Source organism: Alkalicoccus chagannorensis DSM 18086 (genome assembly GCF_000429725.1).
Taxonomy (GTDB): domain Bacteria; phylum Bacillota; class Bacilli; order Bacillales; family Salisediminibacteriaceae; genus Alkalicoccus; species Alkalicoccus chagannorensis.
This window is the reverse complement of record NZ_KE386947.1, coordinates 54,533-81,124: the sequence shown is the minus strand read 5'-3', so window position 1 is coordinate 81,124 and position 26,592 is coordinate 54,533. Positions and strand designations below refer to the sequence as shown.

Sequence of the window (26,592 nt, the reverse complement as noted above, 5' to 3'; positions counted from 1 at the left end):
AACGATGTTTTCAGTTGAGTCACCCATTCCAACAAAGCACGGAATCCAGAATACCTGTTATCGAACCGAAAGGCTTCGGCAAGATCAATACCGCGGTCATCCTGAGCCCGGGCGTAGTTGGTTTTTTTCGCAATATCAACACCGATAATCAATGTCTCTGAATGGATTTGCTTGATGTTTTCGTTTCGGTTATAATTCATTCGTGAGTCCTCCTTGGAAGTAGTTAGGGGTCCTTTTCGCTGATCAGCTTTGGACACCTTGTATCCTACCAGGAGGGCTCTTTTTTTGACAAACCCCAAATTACTTCAATACAGGAATGCTTTCTTATACTTTAAGAAGGACCAATCACGCCGGAGAAGCCTCTCCGGCGTGATTTTGCTTTTCTTAAGGGAGGACGTGCTTGAGAAGTGGGCTGTATCCGTCTTCCTATCGCAGCCGATTCTCTTTTGGCTGCGGCGACTTCAGGAAAGGAGCTGCGTGTCACCAATTTTGATACAGAGCGGACGCTGCAGTCGGACGCTCGGACGCAGCGCAGCCGGGGGCAGACGCTTGGGCGGCCAAAGCAGACGCTGCAGCCGCACCAGCGGCCCTATCGGCTCTGGGCGGTCACTCCGGAAGACGCAGCGGACGTTCCGCCGCCGGGCTCGGACACTCGGAGCCCGCCAGCGGCGCTTCGGGCGCAAGCCGCCGACATCCCCTTCCACAACCCGAAAACCTCCAGTTAGCTAAGCTCCTTCCGGTCTCCGGCTGCCCGGGCAGCCGCTGGAAAAAAGTCCATCGAAGGCACGGAGGTTATCGATCATGTCCGTCGTTTGGAACCGGAGCGGACGCTGCAGCCGGCCGCTCGGACGCAGCGCGGCCGTGGGCGGACGCAAGGACGGCCAAAGCAGACGCTGCAGCCGCACCAGCGGCCCTATCGGCTCTGGGCGGTCACTTCGGAAGACGCAGCGGACGTTCCGCCGCCGGGCTCGGACGCTCGGAGCCCGCCAGCGGCGCTTCGGGCGCAAGCCGCCGATATCCCCTCCCACAACCCGAAAACCTTCCGTTACCCAAGCTCCTTCCGGTCTCCGGCTGCCCGGGCAGCCGCTGGAAAAAAGTCCATCGAAGGTACGGAGGTTATCGATCATACCCGTCGTTTGGAATCGGAGCGGACACAGCAGAGCACCAAGTCATCGTCTATCCCTACTCTCCACTCAAAATAAATAGAATTTTCAAAATTGTGCGCCCCTTTCCATTGACTGCTTCTGTCGTTGGTGCTAAGCTCAACCTATTGTTGTGCTTCTTTGTTTCTTCTTTCCATCCGTTCGTTCGCTGAGGAGGTGATTCTCCCCCCGATTCCTCATTGTTCAGCAGCTCCGTTCCGTTTGCCTCTTGCCTTTTGCCGGCTGATTTTTTTGATTGATGACCAAAAATCAAAAGAAAGCAGGGATGAGCAGTGCCAAAAACCAAATTCCACGTCGACATTACGAAAAAAATGGACAAACAGGATGTCCCGGGACACAACCGGTGGCACCCCGATATTCCGGCGGCTTTCTCTGTCGAACCAGGAGAATCGTTCCGGATGGAATGTCTCGATTGGACAGACGGACAGATCTCAGACAATGACGACCCTTCGGACATCAAGCACGTAGATTTGAACCGCGTTCACGTACTCAGCGGACCGGTTCACGTCAACGGCGTCGAGCCGGGCGACCTCCTCGTCGTCGATATTCTCGATATCGGTGTCTTTCCAGAGGCAGAATGGGGATTCAACGGGATTTTTGCGCGCGAAAACGGCGGCGGCTTCCTGACGGATCATTATCCGGAAGCCAACAAATCCATCTGGGACATTCGTGGCATTTATGCCGAATCGCGCCACATCCCCGGCGTCTCGTTCGCCGGTTTGATTCATCCCGGGCTGATCGGCACCGCGCCGTCTAAAGAGATGCTCGACGAATGGAACCGGCGGGAGAAGGAGCTCGTGGATACAGACCCGAACCGGGTGCCGCCGCTTGCCAACCTTCCCGACCCATCCAGTGCCGTACTAGGCCAGTTGAAAGGGGAAGAGTTCGACCGTGTCGCCAAAGAAGGTGCCCGCACCGTTCCTCCCCGGGAAAACGGAGGCAACTGCGATATCAAGAACTTGACGAGAGGCTCGCGCGTCTATTTTCCTGTGTTCGTGAAAGGCGGCAAGCTGTCCGTCGGCGACCTGCACTTCTCTCAGGGGGACGGCGAAATTTCGTTCTGCGGCGGTATCGAAATTCCCGGCTGGATTGACCTCCAGGTGGATGTGATCAAAGGCGGGATGGAAAAATACCAGATCAAATCGAACCCGATTTTCAAAACGAGTCCGGTCGAGCCTCATTATACGGATTACATCGTGTTCGAAGGTATTTCCGTGGAAGAAGGAAGTGGAAAGCAGACGTACCTGGATGCGAATATCGCCTACCGGCGGGCCTGTCTCAACGCGATCGATTACATGAAAACACTCGGCTACACCGGGGAGCAGGCGTACATGCTGTTAAGTACGGCGCCGGTGGAAGGCCGCCTCAGCGGGGTCGTGGACATCCCGAATGCCTGCGCCACCGTGGCAATCCCGAAAGATATATTCGTGAATCAGGATGTCTTTCCGAAGAAGTAGGTGAGGAGTTTGCCAAACTATACGTTTCTCTGCGGCGGCTGCGGAGAGTTTACGCAGTGGCACCAGTCCAGCAGAGGGCCGAAATCACACGCCCTCTGCCCGGTCTGTCTTCATATCGCCCGCCGGCAGTTTAAGCCGGTTTATACGTTCCGCATGGACAGCAGTGTGAAAAAGCGGATGGAGCAGGGCATGGAGCCCCGGATCGTCTCCCGGAACCAGCTGCCCTCCACGCCGATCCGCAAATCCGTGCCGCATGGACGGCCGTGGCAGGTATAACCTTCAGCCACGGTTCTCCGCCGGCACGCATCCTATTACGTCCTACAGCTCCGGAGGACCACGTGCCTCCCGGAGCTTTCTCATTTCTCATCAGCCGGAGTAATGCCCGCCGACTTTCCGACTGCGGGTTTCCTGGATGCTCGCTTTCGTGAAGCCGGCCCCCGTGCGGATCGTCCCCCGCCCGTACCGTTCATTCACCGCATCCATCGTCCGCCACAGCTGCTTTTTCTTTTCGCGCTTCTCATCAAAGGAGAACCGTTCATATTCCGGCGCCAGTCCGCTGACGGACACGCGGATTTTCCGGACGACAGCACGGGTGGCATAATACGTATCGAAGAGTGCCAGCGCCTGCAGGTAAAGATCATCGACATCGTTGGTCCAGAATTGATGAAAGGATTTCTGCCGCGAGAACCCGCGCCCCGCCGTCTCCCGGCTGTAGCGCATGGACAGGTGGACGGTCCGGCCGATCAGTTTCCGTCTCCGCAGCTGTTCGGCCACTTCTTCGACCAGGTCGCGGATGACCTGACGGATTTCCGGCCGGCGCGCATAGTCCCGGAGCAGCGTCACCCCACGGCCGACCGATTTGATGCCGGCGTTGCTGCTGCCGCGGTCAAAGGAAAAAGCCACATCCGGAGGCGCTTCCGGGTCGTAGAAGACCGGACTGTCATCGATGCCGTGCGCCTGCAGCCACACCTGCCGCCCGAGTACGCCGAATTCCTTCTCCAGCACCTCCACAGGTTCAGCCGCCAGGTCGCCGATCGTATAACAGAGACGGCGCTCCATTCTTGAAGCAATCCCTTCTCCAATCCCCCACATCTCCCGCAGCGGCAGATGGTGAAAATGGGCAGCGAACTGACCGCCGGTCGTCTCGGCGATTCCGTGCTTCTTCGCATAGATGTCGAGCGCCATTTTAGCCATGAACTTGTTTTCTCCGATGCCGATCGTCACCGTCAGTCCCATTTCCCGGAGAAGTCGGCGCTGAATCGATTCAGCTGTTTTCCAGGCGCCGCCCCAGAGGTGCTCGGTTCCGTCGAGCGTGAGCCAGCTTTCATCCACCGAATAGACGTGCAGCGCCTCTTCCGGCACGTAGGAGCGGTAGATGTCCGTCACCCGGTTTGACTGCTCCAGGTAACGACGCATCCGTGCCTGTACGACATGGATGCTGCTGTCGTTGATGTTCTCGATTTCAAACAGGCGGGAGCCGGTCCGGATGTTGTGCTCCTTTTTCATCGCCGGCGTCGCAGCAAGGACGACACTGCCGGACCGGTTTACATCCCCGACGACCGCCAGCTTCGTTGTCAGCGGGTCCAGCCCCATGTCGACGGCTTCCACGCTCGCGTAAAAACTCTTCATGTCCGCACAAAGCACCTGGTGGGAAGCGCGCTGTTCCATCCTCATCACCTCATATCAGAATATACGTTCGCATTTATTGTACCACACTCTACGTATACCCAGAAGAGAAATCGAACAAACGTTCTTAAAAAACAAAAAGCGCAGAGCGCCTTTTGTTCGAAAGGAAGCGTCAAAGAATACGTGTGGAAACTTCGTCGACTCGGCAGACAAAGCCTGTCGCCCGGACCCCCAAACCTCGACGCCCCGCGGCGAAAGGCTGTCGCCCCAAAGAAAAAGCCCGCCACACGGCTACAACCTCGCCACACGAGGCAAGAGGTACGTCGAGGTATGCACGCAGCCCTGTCGACTCACGCTGAAACCCCGCCGCCAAACCGCATCATCTTCCTCCACCCTGTTGCATAGGTAAGCGTAAAAAACGTACGGAAATCAGGCGCTGTGCCTGCCGCGCCGGGCTTTCAGCAGGGCTTGTCTTCAAGTCCTTCTTCCCCTCTCCCGGGGAAGAAGGGATTTTCAGACGGCGCGGATCCTGTCGGAGTCGTCGCCTTCTGCTCGGGCACGCCAAAAAGCCGTATACCTTTCTCTTTTTCAAGAACGGCATACGGCCAATCGGCCACTGGTGACGCTTATTCCAGCTTGAAGACAAAGGCTTCCTGCACGGGCGGTGCCCATGGCAGGTACTCCTTCAGGACATCGGCTTCCATCGTACCCGTACTGCACGGGGACAAAATAGCCTCCTCCGTTCCGGTAAAGAAGATGGCAAGACCCCATCGCTGGCACACGCGCTTTCCAGTCGGATCAACAGTCATCTACAGCGTGCGCCGGCTGTTCAGAACAGAACGCGTGCCGCTGCACGCTATTAGAGACGTTCTACCCACGCCGCGCGCGACGCCGTCGTCGTACTGTATAAAAACATATACATTCCTATCACCGAACAAAAGCGCAGAGCGCCTTTTGGTCGGAACGGCGTGCGGCGTCGCTGCATGCTTTTCAAGGGAAGAAAGGGGTTTGCTTTCTTCCCGCGCAGCGCACGAAGCCGCCGTCACCTTGTATGAAAACTTATACATTCTTATACTTCAAAAAAGGGCAGCTTTTCAGCTGCCCCGGTACGTGCTGTAGCCGCCCGGTGCAACGAGCAGCGGCACATGGTAATGTTCATCCGGATCGGCGATGCCGAAACTGATGGGAATGACGTGGTAGAACGGGGGGTCTGGCTGAATGACGCCCCGCGACTCAAAGTACGGGTAGACGTGAAAGAGAAGCTCGTACGTCCCTTTCCGCATCGTTTCGCCGGAGAGCAGCGGGGCGTCGGCACGCCCATCATCGTTCAGGCTCCCCTCCGCACGCAGGCAGAATTCTTCCGTGGCAGGGTCATACTGCCAGAGTTCATAGCGCATGCCGGCCGCCGGGCGGCCGATGCTCGTGTCCAGGACATGGGTCGTCAGTTTACCCTTCATGCGGGAGGTCCTCCCGGTGGACAGCAAATCCCTGGAAACCATAAGGAGGACGCGGCTCCGTAAATACTTGACCTTTCCCGCCGCCGGCCGTCGTTTCCCGGATGGTCTCCCACGTCCGGTTGTTCGACTCAAACGATACTTCTTCCAACTGCGGGAACCGCTCCAGCGTCCGGACACCGATATCATAAATCAGTTTTTGAATCGACGGGGAATGCTCGCTGTCGAAAATCGTCTGGGCGATGTGCTGCACCTGTTCGGCCGGCACATATTCGGTCACCGCTGTCTCCGGATCGGCATACGTCCAGTGGATGTTCAAATAGATGAACAGCGGCCGGTCGGTCGTCTCCGGAAGCGTCGTGAACTCATCCCGGACGAAGCCGGCGAACGAGCTTCCTTCCACCTTGATCAGATGCAGATCGGTCACACCGCCCCGCATCGTTTCGAGCACGGGTCCTTCTTCTCCGCGGACCACCCGGACATCGGCGGCCGGTCGATTCAATGTCTGTTCTCCGAATACGACCGCACTGCGGCCGCCGGCGGTTTCCGCTTCCAGGAATGGCAGCTGCGTCCCGGTGAAGTTCACCGCTTCGATATGGTCGTATTTCTCCAGGAATCGGCACGCCGTGTAATAGAAATATCCTTCCATCGTCGACCCTTCATACTCCCCGGCATAGTGAAGCAGAAAGTTTTTCATCGAATCGGTTGCTACGACCATGCTGTTGTCACCATCGGTAAAGGATGGAAGAAACGCCTCTCCTTCCAGCGATACTTGGGCATCCATTGCGAAAATCGTATTCGAGCGCCCCGTGAAACGCGACTCGGGAATCGGTTCAGCCTGCAGCGGAGCCGCATACGTCCGATAAACGAACACATCCCCTTTCCCGTAATACATCGTCCGTGCTGTTTTCTTTTTGACTGTATCCATCTTCTCGATCATCCCTTCTTTTCTTCCATACTTAATCTATTTACGCCATGCCCGCCTGCCTGCTGGCAGCCGAGTCGGCTACGAGTGCTTCCAAGCGGAAGCTGGCAATCGCCGCCACTTCCCGGAGTGCCGTATCCCGCTCCACCTGCAGCGTATGATGACGGCGCCGCTCGATGTCTGTCAGAATATCCTGCTTCGTTTTTCCTTTCACCGCCAGAATGAACGGGAAGGCGAAGCGCTCTTTATAGGCTTCATTCATTCTCGTCAGCGCGTCATATTCATCCGTCGTCAGCTGATCGAGACCAGCTCCCTGCTGTTCGCTGCGGGAAGCACTGGTGACTTCCATTTTCGTCCCGAGATCGGGGTGCGCCCGCAGAAGAGACAAGTGCTCGGCCTCTGATGCGCGGTACATGTCCTTCTGCAGCGCCTCCAGGAGTGCTGCCTTATCCTCGAACGGGCCGCGGTGCCACGTCCGTTCCGCAATCCACGGCGAGTGTTCAAAAATCGGACCGATGCTTTCTATAAACGATTCCTGTGACATGTCGTTGATTTCTCTGATGGTATACATGCGGACTCCCCCTCTTTGTCTCGTTATCCCGAGTGACTGGACAGCTGATCGTATTCCGGTACCGATGCTCCGGCAAGTTCAGGAATACGCCCGATCAGCCGGCGGATCGAGCTGTCTGCTTCGCGCAGGACGGTATCTTTATCGATCGTCTTCAGCTGCTGGTCTTCCATGACGATCCGCCCGTGGATCATCGTCATGACGACGTCAGCACGCGTTGCAGAATAGACGAGGCGTGAAATGGTATCGACATCGTAGGACGGATACGTATGGAAATCGTACAAGTCGTGCAGCACGAGGTCCGCTTTTTTCCCGACTTCAATCGAGCCGATCTCGTTCTCCAGCCCCATCGCTTCAGCCCCGCCGATCGTCGCCATGCGGAACACGGTGCGGGCATCCATCGCGGTCGGACCATGGTCCGGCTTGTGCATGAGGGCCGCGAGCCGCATCTCATTCATCATGTCGAGGTTGTTGTTGCACGGCGCGCCGTCGGCTCCGAGCCCGACGCAGACGTGCGCATTCAGCAGAGCCGGAATGTCGGCGCGTCCGGAAGCGAGCTTCATGTTGGAGCCCGGACAGTGCGTGACTTTGACGCCGCGCTCTTGAATGATCCGGCGCTCCTGTTCATCGAGCCAGACGCAGTGGGCGAGAATCAGCTTGTCCGTCGCCAGGCCGATGTGATCCAGGTAGACGACGTTACGCATGCCGGTTTCCGCTTCGACGATATCGATCTCCCCGAGGTTTTCCGAGGCGTGGGTGTGGACACGGGTGCCGTGCATCCGCGACAGACGCGCCGTTTCCCGGAGAAGCTCCTCGGTGCAGGAGATCACGAAACGCGGCGAGTACGCGTACTGGATGCGGCCGTTGTCTCTGCCGTGCCAGGCTGCCATGAGGTCGGCACTCTGCTGCAGCGATCCGGTCGTGGTCTCCTGCAGCGCCCGGGGAACTTCGTCTCCTTTATCCATCATGACCTTACCGGACAGCGCCCGCATGCCGGAGGCTTCAATCGCCCGGAATGCTGCTCCGGTGTGATTGACGGTCTCCATGTCGACAATCGACGTCGTGCCGCTGCGGATCATTTCGCCGAGGCCGAGCATCGCCGAGTAGTAGACCGACTCCTCGTCATGCGCCGCTTCAAGCGGCCAGATGCGTTTTTTCAGCCAGTCCATCAGCTCCAGATCATCGCCCTTCCCGCGGAAGATCGTCTGGCATAAATGTACGTGCGTCTGCACAAATCCCGGTGTCAGCACTTTACCTTTCGCGTCGATGACGTGATCCGCCTCGGGATAGGATAAGCTGCTGCCAATGTCTTTGATGGTGTCTCCTTCGATATAGACATCCCCGGTGAACGTCTCTTCCGTCTGATTCATCGTGATGATTTCTGCTTGTCTGATCAAGGTCGTTTTCATGATTTTCCTCCTGTAGCGGGCTCGTTCGTCCCTTGTTTTGACTTCTGCATGACGTAAACGTGTCTTAAACGTTTTTCGTAGTCAGGAATTTCCGGTTCCTGCCAGAGACCTTCCGACCGTATTTCGGAAGTTGTACGAAAAATCAAAACGAGAGACAAGCTCTCCTGCCTGGTGCCATTGTTCGGGTGTATCAATATCAAAGGTCGTCCACGCTTCCCGGACGGCGATCGTTTCCACCGGAAGGGCCTGCATCAAGGCCTTTCCTGCCCTGTCTCCACGACGGATCGGCGGCAGTCCCTGCGGCCGTCCCCAGAAAACCGGGTGTGCGGGAATGCTGCGGCAGACCGGCTGTACGGCAAAGCCGCGTTTGTAGCGGTGCATCGCTTCTTCGCCCTGTTCCCGGACGCGGGCCGCTACCGGGACGGGAATGAACGGTTGATCTGCGAGGAAAACCATCATGCCGTCGGTCTCCGTTTCCAGTGCTTCGATGCCGCGGGCGAGTGACGTGCCCTGCCCGGCCTGATACTCCGGGTTGTAGAGTACTTCCACCCGGGGATGCGCCGTCAGCCGGCGGATCAGTCGATGTTCTCGTCCGGCCGCGATATAGACGTGGTCGCAGACGTCCAGTGCCGTAGAGACTGCCCACTGAATCAACGGACGCCCGTCCAGCTTCAGCAGCATTTTCGGTCTGCCCATTCTAGTGGACATGCCTGCTGCGAGAATCAACCCGTCCACTCTGGTCATGCCATCACCTCCAGCATCGCTTTTGTTTTCACCCGTCTGCGGTATTGAATCAGCTCTGCCGCGATGCTCACGGCAATCTCCTCCGCTCCTTCGGCGTCAATCGGCATACCGACAGGGGAGGAAATGGTTTCCGGTACCCGGCTCTGCAGCAGCCGCTCTGTTCGGGAGCGCGGCCCGAGAATGCCGAGGTACCCGTCGAATCCCTGCTTCTGCAGCGCCTGCACAATGTCCCGGTCCTGTTCAAAGGCGTGGGTCATGACGACCACCGCGTCTGCTTCGACCTGCTGTTCCGCCAGATAACCAGCCGGATGTCTGACGAGATGATGCGCCGCTTCGGGAAAGACAGAGGGATCGTTTCTTGCCGGGCGCGGATCGACGATCGTGACGTCAAACGCCAGGTCGGCTGCCATGTGGACAAGCGGCGCTGCATCCCGGCCTGCACCGAAGATCAGCAGCTGCTCCCGCGGTACGATCGTTTCATACACCCGACCGTCCTCCATGAGGACGGCGGTCTCTTTCACCGCGGTTGCTTTCATCGTACGCTCGATCTCCGTCGTTCCCTTTCTCGTATCTTTCACGAGCAGGAGGGTGTGCCTCGTTTCCAGCAGCTCCAGCAGCTCTTTCGTTCTGGCCGGGTGAAGGACTTCGAGCAGAATGGTGACGGCTCCGTTGCAGCCGGCGCCACGGCCCCAGCCGAGGTCGTCTTCAGCCCGCAGGTCGTACGTGAGAAGCTTCATGCCACCTTCCTGCAGCAGTCGTTCTGCTTCGAACTTCAGACCTTCTTCGACGCAGCCGCCGGTGACAAGCCCGTATTCTCCGCCGTCCGCATCGAAGAGCATGCTCGCTCCTTCTTTCTGGTAGGCGGACCCTTCCACGCGGACGACCGTCGCCAGTACATAGGCTGCCGGGTCTGATACCGCTGTGCGCAGAAGCGTATGCAGTCCACTCATGACAGTCCCTCCTCGGTGATTTTGTCGAGCACCCGATGGATGCCTCCGTAGCCGGTGCAGCGGCAGATGTTGCCGGAAAGTCCTTCCATGAGCGCTTCTTTCGTTTCTGCCCGGCCGCTGCGGAGAAGGCCGCGCAGGCTGATCATCATGCCCGGTGTACAGTACCCGCACTGCAGGGCGCCTTCTTCGACGAACGCCTGGGTGAGGGCATCTTCTTCAGGAAACGATTCGACGGTTTCAATCCGCCGCCCTTCACACTGGTACATCATAAGAAGGCAGGAATTGTGCGGCACGTCGTCAACGAGAACCATGCAGGCCCCGCAGCGGCCGACTTCACAGGACACCTTCGTCCCGGTCAGCCGCAGGTCGTGCCGCAGAATATCGACTAGCCGCCGGGATGGCGAGGCTTCGATCTGATACGTCGTGCCGTTGATCTCAAGCGGGGTTGTTTTCATAGAGGTTGTCATCCTATCGTCTCTCCTTCAGCTGCTGTCATCCATGCTGTTTCATCTACCAGCACCTCCCGGTCGATCGGAAGGCGTTCCACCCGCACGCCGGAAGCTTGATACACAGCCTCAGCAATGGCCGGAGCCAGGGCGACCGAACCAATTTCGCCGACGCCGCGCGGGCCGTAATCATCTCCGGGCGGCAGCGTCTCTACCGCCTGAACGGGCTGATAGCCGGGGACGTCCTGGATCGTCGGCATCAAATACGTGTCCAGGTTCGGTGTCCGGCAGACGCTCCCTTCCATCACCGTATCTTCCATGAGCGTAAATCCAAGCGCCATCACGGATCCGCCTTCAATTTGTCCGAGGTAGCCGATCGGATAGACAACCCCTCCTGCAGCAACGACGTGTTCAGCTTCCAGCACCTGAACAGCACCAGTCCGCTGATCAATCTCCACCTCGGTAATGACCGCCGTCGATCCGTACAAGTAGTGGCCGCCGATGATCGGGTCCGGCGTAACAGGGAAATGAAACGAGACGGCTTCGGTAATGTCCGCCAGCGCTGCTGCTTCCTGGTAGGAGAGGAGCAGCTCCTGCTGCGTGCCGCCCTCCATCCGGAAGATACCGCCGGGACCGGTTTCCATGCGGGAAGCCGGCACACCGGAAGCCTGCTGGACCGCGGTGAACAGCTGCTTTTTCCACCCGGGGACCATCCGCTGCAGCGCCTGCCACATCATGTTCGTGGAGCGGCTGGCAGTCGAGGATCCGCTCGGCGGAACGAGCGACGTATCGCCGATGGTGAGGCGGATGTCGTCTTTCGTGCAGTGAAAATGATCCAGCATCATTTCCTGCAGGGAGGCAAGCAGTCCCTGGCCGAATTCCTCGTGTCCGAAGGCGGCTTCGATCCGCCCGTCTTTCGTCAGCCGGAGCTCTCCGCCGGCCGGATCGGGAATGCCGTAGCCGAGACCGGATCCGTGCATCGCCAGCGAAACCCCGATGCCGCGGACGAGCCACGGCTCTTCTGCTGACCTGGAGCGTTTCGGCTTCTGCCAGAGCAGGGATCGCTGGACGGCTTCCCATACGTCCCGCGGGCCATTGTTCGGCGCCACTTCCTGTTCGAGCGGACCCGGGTCGTACATGCGCCGGAGGTTGCGTTTCCGCAGCTCCCACGGAGGAATGCCCGATTTATCGGCCAGACGGTCCAGCTGCCCTTCCAGTGCAAAGATGACCTGGTTGCCGCCGAAGCCGCGGAACTCGCCGGCAACACCGTTGTTCGTGTAGACGGCCCTCCCATTCACACGGACGGCTCCCATCCGGTAGGCTCCTACCGCATGTTCCGTCGCAAACTGCAGGACCGGACCTCCGAGGGTAGCGTAGGCCCCGGTGTCGGAAAGGATGTCCACCTCGTGTGCGGCAATGCGCCCATGCTGATCCAGCCCGGTTTTCATGCGGATCTGCATCGGATGGCGCTTCAGGCCGGCGCGGACCGACTCCTGCCGGCTCTGATGAATCTTGACCGGTCTGCCCGTGTGGAGCGCGAGCAGCGCCCCGTAGGGCTGAACGTTCAGTTCATCTTTTCCGCCGAACGAGCCGCCGATCGGACTGGACACAATGCGGATCTGTGCTTCATGCCAGCCGAGAATGCGGGCCAGCTGCATCTGATCCTTGTAGCCATGCTGGGTCGGAGCGTGCACCGTGAGCGATCCGTCTTCCTCCGGCAGAAACAGGCCGCCTTCGGTTTCCATATAGCCGTGCATCTGACGCGGAGTTTCGTACGTTTCTTCGACGATCCAGCGGCAGTGTTCCCACGCTTTATCGAGGTCCTCATGATGGAACGCGGTCGTATGCAGCACATTGCCTTCGGGATGTAGGTGCACCGCGCCAGGTTTGAGTGCTTCCGCCGGGGAATCGAGCGGAGCAAGCGGCTCTGCGTCGATCCGGATCAAGTTCAGCGCTGCCTGTGCCGTTTCCGGCGAATCCGCGGCAACCGCAGCGACCGCATCGCCTTCGTAGCGGATATGGTCCGTACAGAAGACGGGCTGGTTCGGATCTGCAATCCCGAACCCGTTCCACCCCGGAACATCCGCTGCGGTGAGAACGGCGTGTACGCCCGGCAGTGCTCTGGCTTCGTCAATGTCCACCTGCTTCAGCACCGCGTGCGGCATGCCTGCGCGTTTCACCGCCCCATACAGCTGTCCTTCCTGATTCAAATCCGTCAGATACTGCAGCCGTCCGGACGCTTTTTTCATGCCGTCCGGGCGGCGGTTTCCTCTTTTTTGCTCATGTAGATACAGCGTGATCACGCCCTTTCCTGTACCATTCACCGACAATCAGGTTTGCCGCTACCCGCTTTTTATACTCCGCCGATGCAAAAACGTCACTCGGTGGATCATACTCCCGCTTGATCTCATCGTGCATCAGGGCCGGGAAGAGTTTCCGCGTGGACGAACGGCAGAACAGCGACTCCGTCTTCGGCATCCGCTTTGGTACGGCGGATCCACCGCCGCAGGCGATGGCAGCTGCCAGCACGTTGCCCTGCGGATCAATCCGGAGCCGTCCGGCTACCGTAACCTGGGAAGGAATGAACGTTTCTCTGCGCCCGCTCTTCAGCGCAAACACGACATCATCCACTTCTTCCGGCGCATCATAGATACGGACCGCCGTCAGCAGCCGCTCCTCTTCCGTCTCCCGCATGAGCCACGCCTCGAGCGATTCCTCTTCAAGTCCGTCGCTTCCATACCAGAGGAGGACGGCGTCGTAAACGAGCAGCGCCGGCACCGCATCCCCAGTCCGGGTGCAGATATTGCCCCCGATCGTCGCCTGATGCCGGATGGACGGCGCCGCAATCTGCTTGCATGCCTCCACCAGCACTGGCAGTTTTGCCAGCACAGCCGGATGCTCCAGCACGTCCGTCAGCGTCGTAAACGCGCCGATTTCTATATAGTTCTCCTGTACAGCGGCGCCGGACTGCAGCTCCGGCACACGATCGACAGCGATCAAATGTTCCGGCTCCTCCAGCGTCCCGGCCTCCCACTGCGTCCGCAGCCATGTTCCGCCGGCTGTAAAACAGTAACGTCCATCCAGCTGCCCCGTCAGCGACACGACTTCCTGCAGAGTCCAAGGTCTCCAAACCTGCTGCTTTGTCATCGTCATTCTGTACAGGCCTCCTTACTCTTCATATTTCCTCCGTCTCTCGAAGAAGGTACGCTTTATCGTACAAAGAAATTGTCTGAATAAAAAGACTTTCGTCAGTAAACTTCACGCACTTTTTTCGGCGTGTAGAAAATGTGACACAGCCCTTATCCCCCGAGGAGACTGGGGTGGAGGCACTTTTTCAGCGTGCGGCGTATGTTCCTCCTGCACAATGCCGGACGTGCCGCACAGCATTGTGCATAAAGACGCTGGTTCAGGGGAAAGGTAGGATAGGTCTCAGAGATGGAGGGGATGGACATGACGAAAAGAAATGGATGGATACAGGATGTCGTGGTGCGCGGGTCGGAGGAAGGGCCGCTTGCCGGGATGTCGTTCGGGTTGAAGGATGTGTTTGATGTGCAGGGCTGGACGAACACAGCAGGCAATCCGGATTGGTTCCGGACGCATCAACCGGCCGTGTCGACGGCGCCGGTCGTGGAGGCGCTGCTGGATGGCGGTGCGCTGCTTGCGGGGCTGACGGTGACGGATGAGCTGATGTACAGCCTCCAGGGCGAAAATGCGCATTACGGGACGCCGGTGAATCCGGCTGCTCCGGATCGGATTCCGGGGGGCTCGTCGAGTGGCTCTGCGTCGGTGACAGCGGCTGGCCTGGTGGATATCGGGATCGGGACGGATACCGGGGGCTCGATCCGGATTCCGTCTGTCTACTGCGGGTTGTTCGGCCTGCGTCCGACGCATGGAGCCGTGCCGGTGGAAGGGCTGATTCCGCTTGCGCCCTCCTTTGACACGGTCGGTGTAATGACACGAGGCATGCCGGAATTAATGAAGACGGCCGGCGTGCTGTTCGACGGTCCGGCCGATGCGCCGCTGACGCAGGTGCTTCTGCCGGAGGAAGCGTGGGAGCTTGCGGCACCGGCCACGGCGGAGACCCTGCGTCCGCTCGTGCCGGAAGACGCCGTCGGGCGAACGCTGACAGAAAACGGCCTCGCTGCCTGGGCGGAGACGTTCCGCATCATACAGGCGTATGAAATCTGGCAGGAGCACGGGCCGTGGATCACGGAGACGAAGCCGTCCTTCGGGCCCGGCGTCAAGGAACGGTTCAAGATGGCGTCGACCATCACGACGGATGCCTATGAGCAGGCGGTCCAGGAGCGGAAGGAGATTACCCGCTGGCTCGATAAACTGCTCGGGACAGATGGCATGCTCCTGATGCCGACTGCGGCCGGACCGGCACCAGCGCTCTCGCTGCCTCCGGATGAGGTCGACACGATCCGGAAGGCGAACCTGCAGCTCTGCTGCATCGCCGGACTCGCCGGGCTGCCACAGGTGACGATCCCGGTGGAAGGACCTGACGGCTGGATCGGCTTGTCCGCCGTCGGTCCGCGTCACCGCGACAAAGACCTCCTGCAGCGTGCCGCGTCTTTCATGGAGGCGGACAAACCAAAGCCGGCACGGGACTAGACATGACACTCGGTTCATTGGTACAAGGGGAGCGAACGCTGCAGCCTCGAAGAAATGTTGTGCTTATACCGGAAGAGGAGCCTTCTTGAACGGAGGCTCCTCTTTTTTCGGTCGAGAAGACACGAGAGCACGGGCGGCGGACACGTCCCCCCTCTATTCCTTTTTCCAGCGGCTGCCCCGGCAGCCGGGAAACCGGATGGGCCTGGTTCATCAGCAGGGTGACTGGGGTGATGCAATCGAAGCTGCTATTTGGATCGAACGTCCGCTCGAACGCGCTGAACGTCCGCTGGCGGCGGCTGAACGTCCGTTCCGCTTCTCTGAATGACCGCTGAACACCTGAAGGGCCGCTTTTTCCGTCTGAATGACTGCTGTGCAGCGCTGAGCGTCCGCTCTCAGCCGCCGAACGTCCGCTCCAGCGTCCCGAGTGTCCGCTCCCGCACCAAGCGGCGGACACGCTCCTCCCCTAATTCCTTTTTCCCCCGGCAGCCGGGGATTCAGCACCCCAGTAAGTAGAGCACGTTCAAACACATAACAAAATCGGCTTCCAGCAGAAGCCGATGGAAGCCGCATGAGGACACTTAACCATTGATACAACGCATCCACTGCATAAACGTCACTTAACGTTTTCTACCTCCCGAAAAATGATTTCGCACCTAATCATATAATACAAATACCTCCATCTTTGTTCCTTGGCTTTCCTTATACTTCCCTTCCCATTGTTTGGATGCATAAGGAAAATGTATGTTACAGTTAGTATAGTTACTTCCTCTGTTTCATCATAATCTTTATGATATTTTCGGTGTTTCTTCCTCCGCTAAGCAAGATACATAGAAATGTACCAAACTAGAACTCGTATCGCCTGTCTCCGTGCGGATGGTTGCTGGACGGATTTTTCAGCTGATCTTACCCAGCTGGCGATTCAGCCTGGAAAGCATCTTTTAAAACCCCGACTGTCTATGCTTCGCTTTCTTTGATTACTTAGCTTTTACTGTCACGAGGTAGGACCACTTCAAACGCAGCTAATAAAATGAAGCTGAAATTTCGATCATGAAGCTTGCTGAACAGATGATGACAATTTAAGGAGGCCCACATGAAGGTTCAAGATATTCTTCCTAAAATGAGCAAAATGTATTTAAACCGAATTCTCGATAGTTTTATGAAAGATGTGAAGTTGAATGATGAAGAGGAAATGCGCGACGTCATTTCACGAAATATTGAGGAATTTCAAAACAAAGAACGTGTGAAGCGCAACCTGGATTTCTCTGAAGAAAAAAGAGATGTTTTTTTGATCAACGAAATGATCCTTATGGCTTTAATGGATACCGAAGGCTATCTCTTAACCGAAGCGGAAGTCATTCAACAAGTAGAACAACTAGAGAAACAAATAGTTGAAGAAAGCATGGATGAGGAGTATGTCAAAAACGTGATCGATCCTGATCATTATCGAATCTATTCCAATGTGTTAAAAGCTGCATGGAAAAAAGATGAAAGTTTAAATGCTCATGAAATCAACATGCTGACAGTGTTGAGAGAAGAACTCGGACTAACTAAACGAGATCACTATCTGATAGAGAGCCAAATCGGCAGATTCCCTCAGAAAGGGAATAAACCTCATAGTCTCAAGCAAATAGAAAATTCATTGAAACACCTGCAACTTAGAGGTTTGATCCTAAGATTCAAAGAGGATGATATTTACTACATCATCCCTAAAGATATCGCCAGAACAATCAGGTATGAGCTGGGCGGCGAATTAAGGCAATCTACGTATGAAATGCTCCTGCAGGATCTATCCAAAAATCAATTGAAAGAGATTTTAACTCAGATGGACTTACCGGGGTCCGGGACGAAACCAGCTTTAATCGATCGGATTCTCCGCCATCACATACTACCTTCCTCAGCGTTAAACTCTTTACCTAACGGTGATCTGAAAGAAATACTGAAAAGTTTAGAGGGAATCAACATCAGCGGTACAAAGTCCGAGCGTATTAGCAACATCATTGATTATTATGAGGATTTATCTACACAGGAAGTTTCTGATCCAACTGATGAACGAGCACTTTATTTCGACTATATCGAAGACCTTGCCTCTAGAAATTACAATCCATTGCGCGTAAATAAGGTAATTGATAAAGATAATGAAATCGAGAAATATTTTGAACAAGCCACTCATTATGCTGTCGAGAAAAAACTTGGCTTAAAACCTGTTGCTATGAAGGGTTCTAAACACAGCGATGGTAAGTTGTCATTTGGAAGCAACGAATCGGTTTTGTGGGATAATAAAAGCATGGAAGAGTCATATACTTTTCCAAATGACCATTTTGATCAATTTCTGGGCTACATTAGAGCAAACGACAACCGAGTAACGCTCTTCTTGATCATCACTTCAGACATTTCACCAGAAGCGGTATCTCAAGCTCAAAGACTGAAGGCGCTCTCCGAGACCGATTCTGACGTCGCTTTAATCCGGGCAGAGGATTTTAAATATGTCTGTGACAACTGGAAAGAATATTCTTCCAAGAAGATACCCGAGTTCAGCCTTCAAGTATTTAACTACACTGGAGAGTTAAATCGACAAACATTGACAGACCGGATGAAATGGGCAGTTGAATAAAAACAATTTTGACTGCATCAAACTACACAACACCGAAAAAACCCCCGCTGCATGGCAGCGGGGGTTGTTATTATTGTGCTTTTTTGTTGTCGTCTTCCGGCGGCTGTTCTTCGCCCATCAGGTTGTTCCCCAGGGTGCCGTACTGGCCACCGCTTGTCGGGTCAATCAGCTGATTTCCGTTGAAGTATGGCCGTGGAGTTTTCCAAAGTGCGATGAGGGCTTTCCCCATCGGCATTTCATGGTACAGGTGCGGCCAGAATTCTTTGACCTTCTGCTTCACGAGCGGATAGTACTTCGAATTGACCGTCGGGAACAGATGGTGCTCGGTATGGTGAGAGAAATTGAAATGAATCACATCGACCCACTTCGGTACAGTGACCGTAAGGCTGTTGGCAAGAGGGTCATTGACTTCCGTCTGCGGATTAAGCCGGTGATTGGTGGAAATGTAAGCCATGACAATTCCGTTGGCGATCAGCAGTGGAATGAAGTAGATGAAAATCCAGTTCGTGAAACCGACCAGCAGCAGCAGGCCAATCCATGTCACCCATGGGAGGATCAACTGCATCCATAGTGCTGGTGCAGACTTCGAGTTGAATTCCTTAATATATGCTGCAAACATGCGCGTCGAGTGAAGAGTGAACATCACCGTCTGGGAAGCGAATTCGAAAAACGCCCGCACGGAGATTGGTAAACGATACATAGCACGAAGGAGTCGACTGTTTTTCACTTTCGACTCGGTCAACCACGTATCCGGGTCCTTTTCTTCATGCTGGGTATGCACGTGGTGAGTCATGTTGTGCCATTTTCTCCAAATACGGGGACCTGTGCAAAGCGGCCAGAAAAACAGACCTCCTAAGAAATTACGAAGCGCAGGTGCCTTCACAATCGTTCCGTGCAGAATTTCGTGTCCGAGAAAACCCATTCCGGCAAAGCTCATACCGATCACGATTGAAAGCAGAAGTGCAGCTGGAGCTGGTATCGGGAGTAAAATGACAGACAGCATCGCAGCGACCGTGACTAATAGGTAGGCAGCACCGCCAAGCAGTTTTTTCGGATCAGGTCGAAAAGCTTTTTTCGGAAGATATTCTTTTAGCTGTTTGGAATACCATCCAAACGAATGAAGTTCGCGCATGATGTTAATCCTCCTTTTTCTTTTAACACTTTACTGAACAAAAGCTCTACTAAGGTTATCATAACACCATATCTGACAATTTACAATAGCTTATAACACCTGGTACTAAAAAGAACGACATATTGTGACAACGCTGTTAACTAGTCTTTACGAAAGACTCACAAGATGACCTGTTTAAGATGAAAGTCCTTACATAAAAGAGGTAATATCACTCTTTTGTATCATATTTCCAAATGCGAGTTTGAGCCATCCGTCAACAGGTAATACACCTTCTTAAGCAGTTCTATTACGAAATAGAAAGGAGGAAGATTCTTGCGGACTACCGAGAAGATGGAGCAGGCGATGTATTTCAATCACGGCTTCTGCTACGAAGAGTATGAACAGTGCATCCATCGCAAGCTGCGTGTCGAGCGCGCACGGGCCGAGTCATACAAGCAGGCGAACGAACTGAGCCGCCAGCTGAATAATAACATTCAATAAACCAGTCGTACCAGGCAGATGATCAGAAAGCAGAGACCACTGCCGCAGATAAAGATTGTCCAGTCAGAGTGACTCCCAGGTAAAAGGGGGTGCTCTTTTTGTATGATACCATGCATACGCCTCCCGCACCCGGGGATGCACCGTGACATCTTTGTGTCAATTCCCTTCTATTCACATCGCCTTCATTATCTTTCTGTTCATGCTTCTTGGTGAAAGAAACTCCACTGCAGTCCGGCTGGCTTTCAGATGAACGCACGCGTTCTTGCCGTGCAGTGCATGAAGCCGCCGTCTTCTTGTATGAGCACTCATACATTCCTATAATCAAAAAAGAACGGCCCTCTACAGGAGAGGGCCGCTCTTTTTCATCAGCCGGGGGGGATCCCCGGTTTTGTTTCTTCTTAAAGATCATGGTGTCATTACAATGCCTGGCTGATGGATTTCGGAAGCAGGTACTGCAGCAGGTGATCCGGGCCACCGGCTTTGGAGTCGGTACCGGAAAGCTTGAATCCGCCGAACGGATGGTAACCGACGATTGCACCGGTACAGTTACGGTTGAAGTACAGGTTTCCGACATGGAAGTGCCGCTTCGCATACTCCATGTTCTCGACATTCGTCGAAATGACGGCGCCTGTCAGGCCGTATTCGGTGTTGTTGGCAATGTCGATCGCCTCTTTGTAACTCTTCGCCTTTGCAAGCGCGAGAACCGGACCGAAAATCTCTTCTTTCATGATGCGCGCCTGCGGATCCAGATCGCCGAAAATCGTCGGCTTGATGAAATAGCCTGTGGAATCATCGGACTCGTCGCCGGTGAGCAGCTTACCTTCTTCTTTCCCGATGTTGATATAGCTCGTGACCTTGTCATACGCCTTCTGATTGATCACGGGCCCGAGGTAGTTCTCGAACTTCTCGGAATCGCCGAGGGTCAGCTTCTCAGTCTCTTCGACGACACGTTCTGCCACCTGATCATACAGATCCTCGTGGATGACCGCGCGGGAGCCGGCCGAACACTTCTGACCGGAGAAGTTGAAAGCGGCTGTGACGATGGCTTCCACCGCTGTTTCGACGTCGGCTTCTTTGTCGACGACGACCGTATCTTTACCGCCCATTTCTGCGAGCACGCGCTTGAGATGCTGCTGGCCTTCCTGTACTTTCGCCGCCCGCTCCATGATGCGGAGACCTGTCGCTTTCGATCCGGTAAACGTGATCAGCGCGGTGTCTTTATGATCGACGAGGTAGTCCCCAATCTCATGCGGTTCACCCGGAACAAAGTTGAGCACGCCGTCCGGTACGCCAGCTTCGCGCATGATATCCACGAATTTTGCGGCAATCAGCGGCGTCGGCTCTGCCGGCTTCATAAGCACCGTGTTGCCGGTAACAAGCGGGGCAACCGTCGTACCGATCATGATGGCCGCAGAGAAGTTCCACGGCGGAATCGTGACAGCGACACCAGCGGACGTGTACACGTACTGGTTGCTTTCTCCGTCCCGGCTGACGATTTTCTTGCCGTCCTTCAGCTCAATCATCTGACGACCGTAGTATTCCATGAAGTCGATACCTTCTGCCACTTCAATATCCGCTTCACGCCAAGGCTTCCCGGCTTCTTTTACTACCGTGGCAGACATTTCATGCTTCCGGCGGCGCATGATGGCCGCTGCACGGAACAAGAGTTCAGCCCGTGCCGTCGGGTTCGTCTGACTCCACGTTTTAAACGCTTCTTTCGCTGCAGCGAATGCCTGATCCAGTTCTTTCGGAGAAGCTTTGGATGTACTTCCGATCACTTCCGTCTTGTTACACGGATTGTAGCTGACGAGCTTTTCCTCTGTCGTCACTTCTTTCCCACCGATAATCAGCGGATACTCCTTGCCGATGTCCTCCTTGACTTTCGCGAGTGCCTCAAGAAACTCCTTCTGATTCTCTTCTTTCGTGAAATCCGTAAATGGTTCATGACGGTATTCTGTATACATGCCTATCCTCTCCTTTCATATAGTAAACGTGCCGTTATCAGCCTATACCTTCTTCGACATGACCTTCAAACATTCCTGCTACAGAGCCTGAAGGACTTCCTCAATCTGCTCAATCGCCCAGTCGAGATCTTCTTCCTCGATGACGAGCGGCGGAGCAAAGCGAATCACGTTCTGCTGCGTTTCCTTACAGAGCAGTCCGGCTTCTTTCAGCTTTTCACAGCTGCTTCGTGCAGGTTCTGTCAGTTCCACGCCGATGAAGAGGCCGCGTCCGCGGATTTCTTTGATTTTCGGATTGTCGATCTGCGCCAGGCGGCCGCGGAAATAGTCACCGAGCCGTTCTGAGCGTGCGGCAAGCCCTTCTTTCTCCAGTACATCCAGCGATGCGACCGCGACAGCTGCCCCGAGCGGATTACCGCCGAACGTGGAGCCGTGCGAACCCGGATCAAACACGCCGAGTACGTCCTCATCTGCTGCAACACAGGAAATCGGGAACACGCCCCCGCCGAGGGCCTTGCCGAGGATATACATGTCTGGATGCACGTCCTCCCAGTCACAGGCAAACGTCCGTCCCGTCCGGCAGAGGCCCGTCTGGATCTCATCGGCAATGAACAGCACATTGTTCTCCCGGCAGATTTTCTGCGCTTCCCGGAGAAAACCTTCCGGCGGCATGACGACGCCGCCTTCGCCCTGGATCGGCTCGACGAGAAAGGCCGCTGTGTTGGCATTGATCATGCGGCGCAGAGCTTCTGTATCGCCGTACGGAATCGTCCGCATCCCCGGAAGCATCGGTCCGAAATCCGTGCCGTCTTCTTCCTGGGCTGCAAGCGACACCGCTGTCATCGTCCGGCCGTGGAAATTACCATGGCAGCCGATGATCTCGGCTTCAAAGCGCGGTACGCCTTTGACACGGTAAGCCCATCGCCTCGCCGCTTTGACGGCCGTCTCCACCGCTTCCGCTCCTGTATTCATCGGCAGCACGAGCTCCTTGTTGGTCAGCGCACTGACTTTATCATAGAACAAGCCGAGTTTATCGTTGTGAAACGCGCGGGACGTCAAAGTTACTTCGTCCGCCTGGTCCTTCAGCGCCTGGATGATATCCGGGTGCCGGTGGCCCTGATTCAGCGCCGAATAGGCACTCAGCATATCAATATAACGGCGCCCTTCCGGATCTTCCACCCAGGCTCCTTCTGCTTTGGAAATGACAATCGGCAGTGGGTGATAATTCCGTGCGCCGTGTTTTTCCGTCTGCTCAATCACACCCTGCGTACTGGTGGCTGTATTCATGGTCATCCCCTCCTGCCTCCCTTCTTATGCAAATTCCATGCCAAAGAAGCACCCTGTGATTTCGGGAATCCGCTTTCAATCGATGACGAAAAAGTAGGCATAAGACAAAAAGAAAGCGCATGCTGATTTGGCATCGGATCTTACCGCCGAATTTTTTTGATCCCCAGCCGTTTCATTCGATACTGCAGGCTCTGCCTCGTCAAACCGGCCGCCGTGGCTGTTTTCTGCACGTGATAATCATGCTGCCGCAGCAGCCGCTGCAAGTAGCGCTTCTCCTGTTCCGCCAGAAACGGCTTCAACTCTTCGTCCACCGGGGTCTCCTCCTGCATGTCGGGTTCTGGTTCCGCCCGCTTTTTCCCGCCGTTTACATGCGGCGGCAGGTGCTCCGGCTGAATCATTTCCCCCGGCTGCAGCAGGTTGAGCGCTCCTTCCACAACATGCTCGGCTTCCCGGACGTTGCCGGGCCAGTGGTAGCCGTGCATCAACGCCAGCGCTTCCTCCGAAAAGCCGGGCGTCTCCAGCTGGAACAGCGCCTGATACTTCCTTAGAAAGTGCGCAAGCAGCGGCTCCAGGTCTTCCGGCCGGTCCCGGAGCGGCGGAATGAACAGCGTCACGACGCTCAGCCGGTAGTACAAATCCTTGCGCAGCCGGCCGGCCTGAATGGCGTCAATCGGATCCTCATTCATCGTCGCCACCAGCCGCACATCGACTGACCGCTCTTCGCTGTCACCGACCCGGCGGATCGACTTGTCCTGAATCACCCGCAGCAGCTTCGACTGGAGCGCTGGACTGAGCGAGTTCAGCTCATCTAAAAGCAGCGTGCCGCCGTCCGCTTCTTCAAACAGTCCCGGCCGGTTTTCCGCCCCCGTGAACGCGCCTTTTTTGGTACCGAACAAAATGCCCTCGATGAGACTTTCCGGCAGCGCGGCACAGTTTTGGCTCACAAACGGACCGCTGGCACGCGGACTGCCGCTGTGCATGCTCTGCGCGAACAACTCTTTCCCGGTCCCCGTTTCCCCGATGATCAGCACCGACGACGTCGTCCGCACCGCCCGCTTCGCATGCTCAATCACTTCGCGCAGCGCCCGGCTCGTGCCGATAATATCATCAAAGCCAAAGCGCCGCCGCGAACTGCGCATATTTTCTTCCACCAATTTTTCCAGCCGCGTCACGTCTTTCGAAATCTCCAGCGCACCAACCAGCACCCCATTCTCATACACCGGAAACGTGTCATTCACCGCCGTAATCTCCATCCCTTTGTTATTCCGATACGTCTGCCGCGCCCCGCGCGACATGACCTCTGTCTCCAGCACCCGGTAGAGCGTACTCTCCCCCTTCTCAAACGTAAACACATCCTGAATCGCCCGGCCGAGCACCTCTTCCGGATCCATGTTTTCCATCTCCGAAATCTTGCGGTTATACAACACGCTGATCCCGCGCTCATCCACCGCGTGCACACCGACATCCACTTCCTCCGTCAACCTCCGGTACATCGCGTCCAGCGTTCGATTCATGCAACCCCTCCTGCGGACAAATTTTTTGTCATCATAGCACACATGCCCCGCCTCTGTCTCCTTCGTGGGCGAAAACGAGCAGACGAAGGAGGAGCAGGAGCAGGCGGTATCCTGAGCAACACGTTTGTGCGGCCAAAGAATGCGTACAGAGGGATGGCGCTGCGCGGTCATTCAGCTCAGCTTTACAGAACCGGAACGAGAGAACAGCTGATGACCCAAGCCCTTTTCGCTCTACGACTGCCGGGGCAGTCGCGGAAACACTGGAATCATGGGCTGCGCGGTTGAACGCGTACGTGGTTATGGTGCCGCTCGGTCATTCGCGCCGCCGGCTCGGACGTTCCGCGGCTCCGGGCGGTCATTCAGACGCCGCCGGCAGTCATTCAATGGTAAAACGCGGTCATTCGGGCGCTGCGCAGTCACTCCGCTCGCTCCAGCGGACGTTCCACACCGCGGCTCGGTCACTCAGCAGGAGCCAGCGGTCATTCAGCACTTGAGGAGATGGCATCTTCTCCTCACCTATCACCTCGATGTTTTCCAATACTCACAAAAACAACCCAACCTTTATCTAAAAGTACTTCCATTACCTTTCCGGGCAGGCATACGAATAAAAGCGCAAAGCGCCTTTTGGTCGGAACGGCGTGCTGCATCGCTGCTAGCTTTTCGAGGGAAGAAAGAGGTTTTCTTTCTGCCCGTGCAGCGCAGGAAGCCGCCGTCTTCTTGTATGAAAACTTATACATTCCTATACTTCAAAAAAACGCCTCCATGTCCTTCTTCAGGACATGGAGGCGCGTGACTCAGCTTCAGCTGCTGTGTTCTTTGACCGGGAACCAGCCCGGTGTGTTGACGATCGCATTCCAGAGCGGCTCCGGTACGACCAGCTTTTCGCGGTCATCGACAGACAAGGATGTACGGATTTCTCCTTCGCGGTCGGATTCGACTTTTTCGATCCAGTCCGGCTCAACAATCAATCCGCGGCCGATTGCCATCAGCGGCACGCCGCCCTTCATCGCATCCTCGACCTGTTCCGGTGTGTACATCGATCCAACGCCGACGACAGGCACCGTCTCGCCGACGACATCCTGCACGAGCTGCACGCGGGAGCGCTTATCCTGCTCGTCGCGCATCGAGCCGGCATGGAAGTCCTGCACGGACACGTGGAGATAGTCGAGTCCTTCGTCCGCCAGACGGCGAATCAGCACTTCTGTATCCTCCATCGTAATACCCGGCTCTTCTTTTTCCTCCGGAGAAAAACGATAGCCGACGATGAAGCCTTCCGGCGCTTCTGCTGCTGCCTTCTGCACTTCATGCACGACGGCCAGCGGGAAACGGAGACGCTTCTCCAGCGTGCCGCCCCATTCGTCTTCGCGGCGGTTGGAGTGCGGGGAGAAGAACTGCTGGATCAGGTACGTGTTCGCTCCGTGGATTTCCACGCCGTCATAGCCGGCACGGATCGCCCGTCGCGTCGCATCGCCGAAAGCTTTGATGATGTCTTTAATCTCTGCGCCGGTCAGTTCGCGTGGAACCGCTGCGCCTTCACGGACAGCAGGTACGGCACTGGCACTGACGGACTCTTTTTCCGGGAGCAGCTCCGGGGGCGCCATGCGGCCGCCGTGGAAAATCTGCAGGATCGCTTTCGCCCCTTCTCCATGGATCGTATCCGCTAGCTGGCCCAGGCTGTCTACGAGATCATCACGGTCCACCCCGATTTCGCCCGGAAAGCCCTGGCCGCCCGGCGTCACATTCGCGCAGGCGGTGATCACGGCGCCGACGCCTGTGGAACGGACGCGGTAATACTCCCGCTCGGCTTCCGTGGTACGTCCATCTTCTCCGGATGAGAAGTTGGTCATTGGTGCCAGCATGATGCGGTTCCGCAGCTCCGCACCGCCCGGCAGTGTGTATGGTTTCATAAAGTCTCTCATGATTTCATCCTCCTCTTTCTTAGTCCGCTTACTATTTTATAGCGAAGGCCTTCCGGAAGAAACTAATCTGCTCACGCTTCCTGCTGGCAGAGCAGGAAAACCCGTCCCCTATACAGAATATAGAGCACAGGCATCTCCTGCTTGAGGAATCAGCTTGTTGAAGATATGCAAAAAGAGGTCGACTTCTTCTTTTCTTTGTCTTTTCTCCTCCACTTACCGGCGGAAGCTTACCGTGGGCTTGTCTTCAGCCAGTTCCCCTGTCTTCCGGGCAGAGGAACGGATCTTCCGACGGCGCGAACATCCCACTGCCGTCACCGCCGGACGCACCGGAG

Annotated in this window: 20 protein-coding genes, 2 pseudogenes and 1 riboswitch; of the genes and pseudogenes, 6 read left to right on the top strand and 16 right to left on the bottom strand. The window is 56.1% G+C overall.

The genetic code is table 11. The annotated features are described in order from the left end of the window. Window positions 1–200: pseudogene (locus G477_RS0118260) on the bottom strand (IS110 family transposase); the annotation flags it as partial. 1,235 nt (window positions 201–1,435) lie between these two features. Here G477_RS0118260 and fmdA point away from each other — a divergent pair. Next, window positions 1,436–2,620, top strand: a complete 1,185-nt coding sequence (gene fmdA, locus G477_RS0118245) for a formamidase (RefSeq protein ID WP_026699128.1) — start codon at window positions 1,436–1,438, stop codon at window positions 2,618–2,620. 9 nt (window positions 2,621–2,629) lie between these two features. After that, a complete protein-coding gene (locus G477_RS0118240) occupies window positions 2,630–2,896 on the top strand; it encodes an FmdB family zinc ribbon protein (RefSeq protein ID WP_026699127.1) in 267 nt (88 codons plus the stop codon). A 90-nt stretch (window positions 2,897–2,986) separates the two neighbouring features. Here the strand turns inward: G477_RS0118240 and G477_RS0118235 are convergent, their stop codons facing one another. From G477_RS0118235 to G477_RS0118180, 10 genes and pseudogenes are all read right to left on the bottom strand, one after another. After that, window positions 2,987–4,288 (bottom strand): Y-family DNA polymerase, encoded by a 1,302-nt coding sequence (locus G477_RS0118235; RefSeq protein WP_051288256.1) that lies wholly within the window; start codon window positions 4,286–4,288, stop codon window positions 2,987–2,989. A gap of 1,052 nt (window positions 4,289–5,340) precedes the next feature. Beyond that, window positions 5,341–5,703 carry a hydroxyisourate hydrolase gene (gene uraH / locus G477_RS0118220; RefSeq protein ID WP_026699125.1) on the bottom strand — a complete coding sequence of 121 codons (363 nt, stop codon included), beginning with the start codon at window positions 5,701–5,703 and terminating at the stop codon, window positions 5,341–5,343. After that, window positions 5,693–6,628, bottom strand: coding sequence for a factor-independent urate hydroxylase (gene pucL, locus G477_RS0118215; RefSeq protein ID WP_245575581.1), 936 nt, complete (start codon window positions 6,626–6,628; stop codon window positions 5,693–5,695). The genes uraH and pucL overlap by 11 nt, the downstream gene beginning before the upstream one ends. Window positions 6,629–6,668: 40 nt before the next feature. Beyond that, entirely contained in the window at window positions 6,669–7,196 is a 528-nt protein-coding gene (uraD, locus tag G477_RS0118210) for a 2-oxo-4-hydroxy-4-carboxy-5-ureidoimidazoline decarboxylase (RefSeq protein ID WP_026699123.1), read from the bottom strand. 23 nt (window positions 7,197–7,219) lie between these two features. After that, window positions 7,220–8,602 (bottom strand): 5'-deoxyadenosine deaminase, encoded by a 1,383-nt coding sequence (locus G477_RS0118205; RefSeq protein WP_026699122.1) that lies wholly within the window; start codon window positions 8,600–8,602, stop codon window positions 7,220–7,222. 58 nt (window positions 8,603–8,660) lie between these two features. Further along, a riboswitch (purine riboswitch) is annotated at window positions 8,661–8,760 on the bottom strand. A gap of 106 nt (window positions 8,761–8,866) precedes the next feature. Continuing rightward, window positions 8,867–9,346 (bottom strand): annotated as a pseudogene (locus G477_RS21735) (nucleotidyltransferase family protein); the annotation flags it as partial. Beyond that, window positions 9,343–10,296: an XdhC family protein gene (locus tag G477_RS0118195; protein ID WP_026699121.1), complete on the bottom strand. Its 954-nt coding sequence runs from the start codon at window positions 10,294–10,296 to the stop codon at window positions 9,343–9,345. The gene G477_RS0118195 and the pseudogene G477_RS21735, both read right to left, overlap by 4 nt. After that, the gene (locus tag G477_RS0118190) at window positions 10,293–10,763 is read right to left on the bottom strand and encodes a (2Fe-2S)-binding protein (RefSeq protein WP_026699120.1); all 471 of its coding nucleotides are present in this window, start codon (window positions 10,761–10,763) and stop codon (window positions 10,293–10,295) included. The genes G477_RS0118195 and G477_RS0118190 overlap by 4 nt, the downstream gene beginning before the upstream one ends. After that, the gene (pucD, locus tag G477_RS20355; RefSeq protein ID WP_281171182.1) at window positions 10,760–13,045 is read right to left on the bottom strand and encodes a xanthine dehydrogenase subunit D; all 2,286 of its coding nucleotides are present in this window, start codon (window positions 13,043–13,045) and stop codon (window positions 10,760–10,762) included. The genes G477_RS0118190 and pucD overlap by 4 nt, the downstream gene beginning before the upstream one ends. After that, window positions 13,023–13,895, bottom strand: coding sequence for an FAD binding domain-containing protein (locus G477_RS0118180; RefSeq protein WP_026699119.1), 873 nt, complete (start codon window positions 13,893–13,895; stop codon window positions 13,023–13,025). The genes pucD and G477_RS0118180 overlap by 23 nt, the downstream gene beginning before the upstream one ends. A 297-nt stretch (window positions 13,896–14,192) precedes the next feature. Here G477_RS0118180 and G477_RS0118175 point away from each other — a divergent pair, with 297 nt between their 5' ends. The 3 genes from G477_RS0118175 (at window position 14,193) to G477_RS0118165 (ending at window position 17,967) form a co-directional block, all read left to right on the top strand. Beyond that, window positions 14,193–15,356 carry an amidase gene (locus tag G477_RS0118175; RefSeq protein WP_026699118.1) on the top strand — a complete coding sequence of 388 codons (1,164 nt, stop codon included), beginning with the start codon at window positions 14,193–14,195 and terminating at the stop codon, window positions 15,354–15,356. Window positions 15,357–15,441: 85 nt separating this feature from the next. Beyond that, on the top strand, window positions 15,442–15,681 hold the full coding sequence (locus G477_RS0118170; RefSeq protein WP_026699117.1) for a hypothetical protein: 240 nt from the start codon (window positions 15,442–15,444) through the stop codon (window positions 15,679–15,681). 765 nt (window positions 15,682–16,446) lie between these two features. Beyond that, window positions 16,447–17,967, top strand: a complete 1,521-nt coding sequence (locus G477_RS0118165) for an SAP domain-containing protein (RefSeq protein ID WP_026699116.1) — start codon at window positions 16,447–16,449, stop codon at window positions 17,965–17,967. A gap of 70 nt (window positions 17,968–18,037) precedes the next feature. On the opposite strand, the gene desB is transcribed toward G477_RS0118165, so the two are convergent. Continuing rightward, a complete protein-coding gene (gene desB, locus G477_RS0118160) occupies window positions 18,038–19,099 on the bottom strand; it encodes a Delta(10) desaturase DesB (RefSeq protein ID WP_026699115.1) in 1,062 nt (353 codons plus the stop codon). Window positions 19,100–19,411: 312 nt separating this feature from the next. Here desB and G477_RS21330 point away from each other — a divergent pair, with 312 nt between their 5' ends. After that, window positions 19,412–19,579 carry a YuzK family famiily protein gene (locus G477_RS21330; RefSeq protein WP_156897400.1) on the top strand — a complete coding sequence of 56 codons (168 nt, stop codon included), beginning with the start codon at window positions 19,412–19,414 and terminating at the stop codon, window positions 19,577–19,579. A 416-nt stretch (window positions 19,580–19,995) separates the two neighbouring features. Here G477_RS21330 and pruA read toward each other — a convergent pair whose 3' ends face one another. The 4 genes from pruA to G477_RS0118130 all read right to left on the bottom strand — a co-directional run bounded on the left by pruA (window position 19,996) and on the right by G477_RS0118130 (window position 26,260). After that, complete coding sequence (pruA, locus tag G477_RS0118150; protein ID WP_026699114.1) at window positions 19,996–21,543, bottom strand: L-glutamate gamma-semialdehyde dehydrogenase; 1,548 nt, start codon at window positions 21,541–21,543, stop codon at window positions 19,996–19,998. 78 nt (window positions 21,544–21,621) lie between these two features. Then, window positions 21,622–22,827, bottom strand: coding sequence for an ornithine--oxo-acid transaminase (locus G477_RS0118145; protein ID WP_026699113.1), 1,206 nt, complete (start codon window positions 22,825–22,827; stop codon window positions 21,622–21,624). A gap of 140 nt (window positions 22,828–22,967) precedes the next feature. After that, window positions 22,968–24,341 (bottom strand): sigma-54 interaction domain-containing protein, encoded by a 1,374-nt coding sequence (locus G477_RS0118140; protein ID WP_026699112.1) that lies wholly within the window; start codon window positions 24,339–24,341, stop codon window positions 22,968–22,970. A gap of 800 nt (window positions 24,342–25,141) precedes the next feature. Next, a complete protein-coding gene (locus tag G477_RS0118130) occupies window positions 25,142–26,260 on the bottom strand; it encodes an NADH-dependent flavin oxidoreductase (RefSeq protein WP_026699110.1) in 1,119 nt (372 codons plus the stop codon). Window positions 26,261–26,592: the final 332 nt, after the last annotated feature.

Bases quoted from the DNA above. Each gene is read 5' to 3' on its own strand.
- G477_RS0118235 (WP_051288256.1), bottom strand. From the start codon at position 4,288: ATGGAACAGCGCGCTTCCCACCAGGTGCTTTGTGCGGACATGAAGAGT.
- uraH (WP_026699125.1), bottom strand. From the start codon at position 5,703: ATGAAGGGTAAACTGACGACCCATGTCCTGGACACGAGCATCGGCCGC.
- pucL (WP_245575581.1), bottom strand. From the start codon at position 6,628: ATGGATACAGTCAAAAAGAAAACAGCACGGACGATGTATTACGGGAAA.
- uraD (WP_026699123.1), bottom strand. From the start codon at position 7,196: ATGTATACCATCAGAGAAATCAACGACATGTCACAGGAATCGTTTATA.
- G477_RS0118205 (WP_026699122.1), bottom strand. From the start codon at position 8,602: ATGAAAACGACCTTGATCAGACAAGCAGAAATCATCACGATGAATCAG.
- G477_RS0118195 (WP_026699121.1), bottom strand. From the start codon at position 10,296: ATGAGTGGACTGCATACGCTTCTGCGCACAGCGGTATCAGACCCGGCA.
- G477_RS0118190 (WP_026699120.1), bottom strand. From the start codon at position 10,763: ATGACAACCTCTATGAAAACAACCCCGCTTGAGATCAACGGCACGACG.
- G477_RS0118180 (WP_026699119.1), bottom strand. From the start codon at position 13,895: ATGACGATGACAAAGCAGCAGGTTTGGAGACCTTGGACTCTGCAGGAA.
- G477_RS0118175 (WP_026699118.1), top strand. From the start codon at position 14,193: ATGACGAAAAGAAATGGATGGATACAGGATGTCGTGGTGCGCGGGTCG.
- G477_RS0118165 (WP_026699116.1), top strand. From the start codon at position 16,447: ATGAAGGTTCAAGATATTCTTCCTAAAATGAGCAAAATGTATTTAAAC.
- desB (WP_026699115.1), bottom strand. From the start codon at position 19,099: ATGCGCGAACTTCATTCGTTTGGATGGTATTCCAAACAGCTAAAAGAA.
- pruA (WP_026699114.1), bottom strand. From the start codon at position 21,543: ATGTATACAGAATACCGTCATGAACCATTTACGGATTTCACGAAAGAA.
- G477_RS0118145 (WP_026699113.1), bottom strand. From the start codon at position 22,827: ATGAATACAGCCACCAGTACGCAGGGTGTGATTGAGCAGACGGAAAAA.
- G477_RS0118140 (WP_026699112.1), bottom strand. From the start codon at position 24,341: ATGAATCGAACGCTGGACGCGATGTACCGGAGGTTGACGGAGGAAGTG.
- G477_RS0118130 (WP_026699110.1), bottom strand. From the start codon at position 26,260: ATGAGAGACTTTATGAAACCATACACACTGCCGGGCGGTGCGGAGCTG.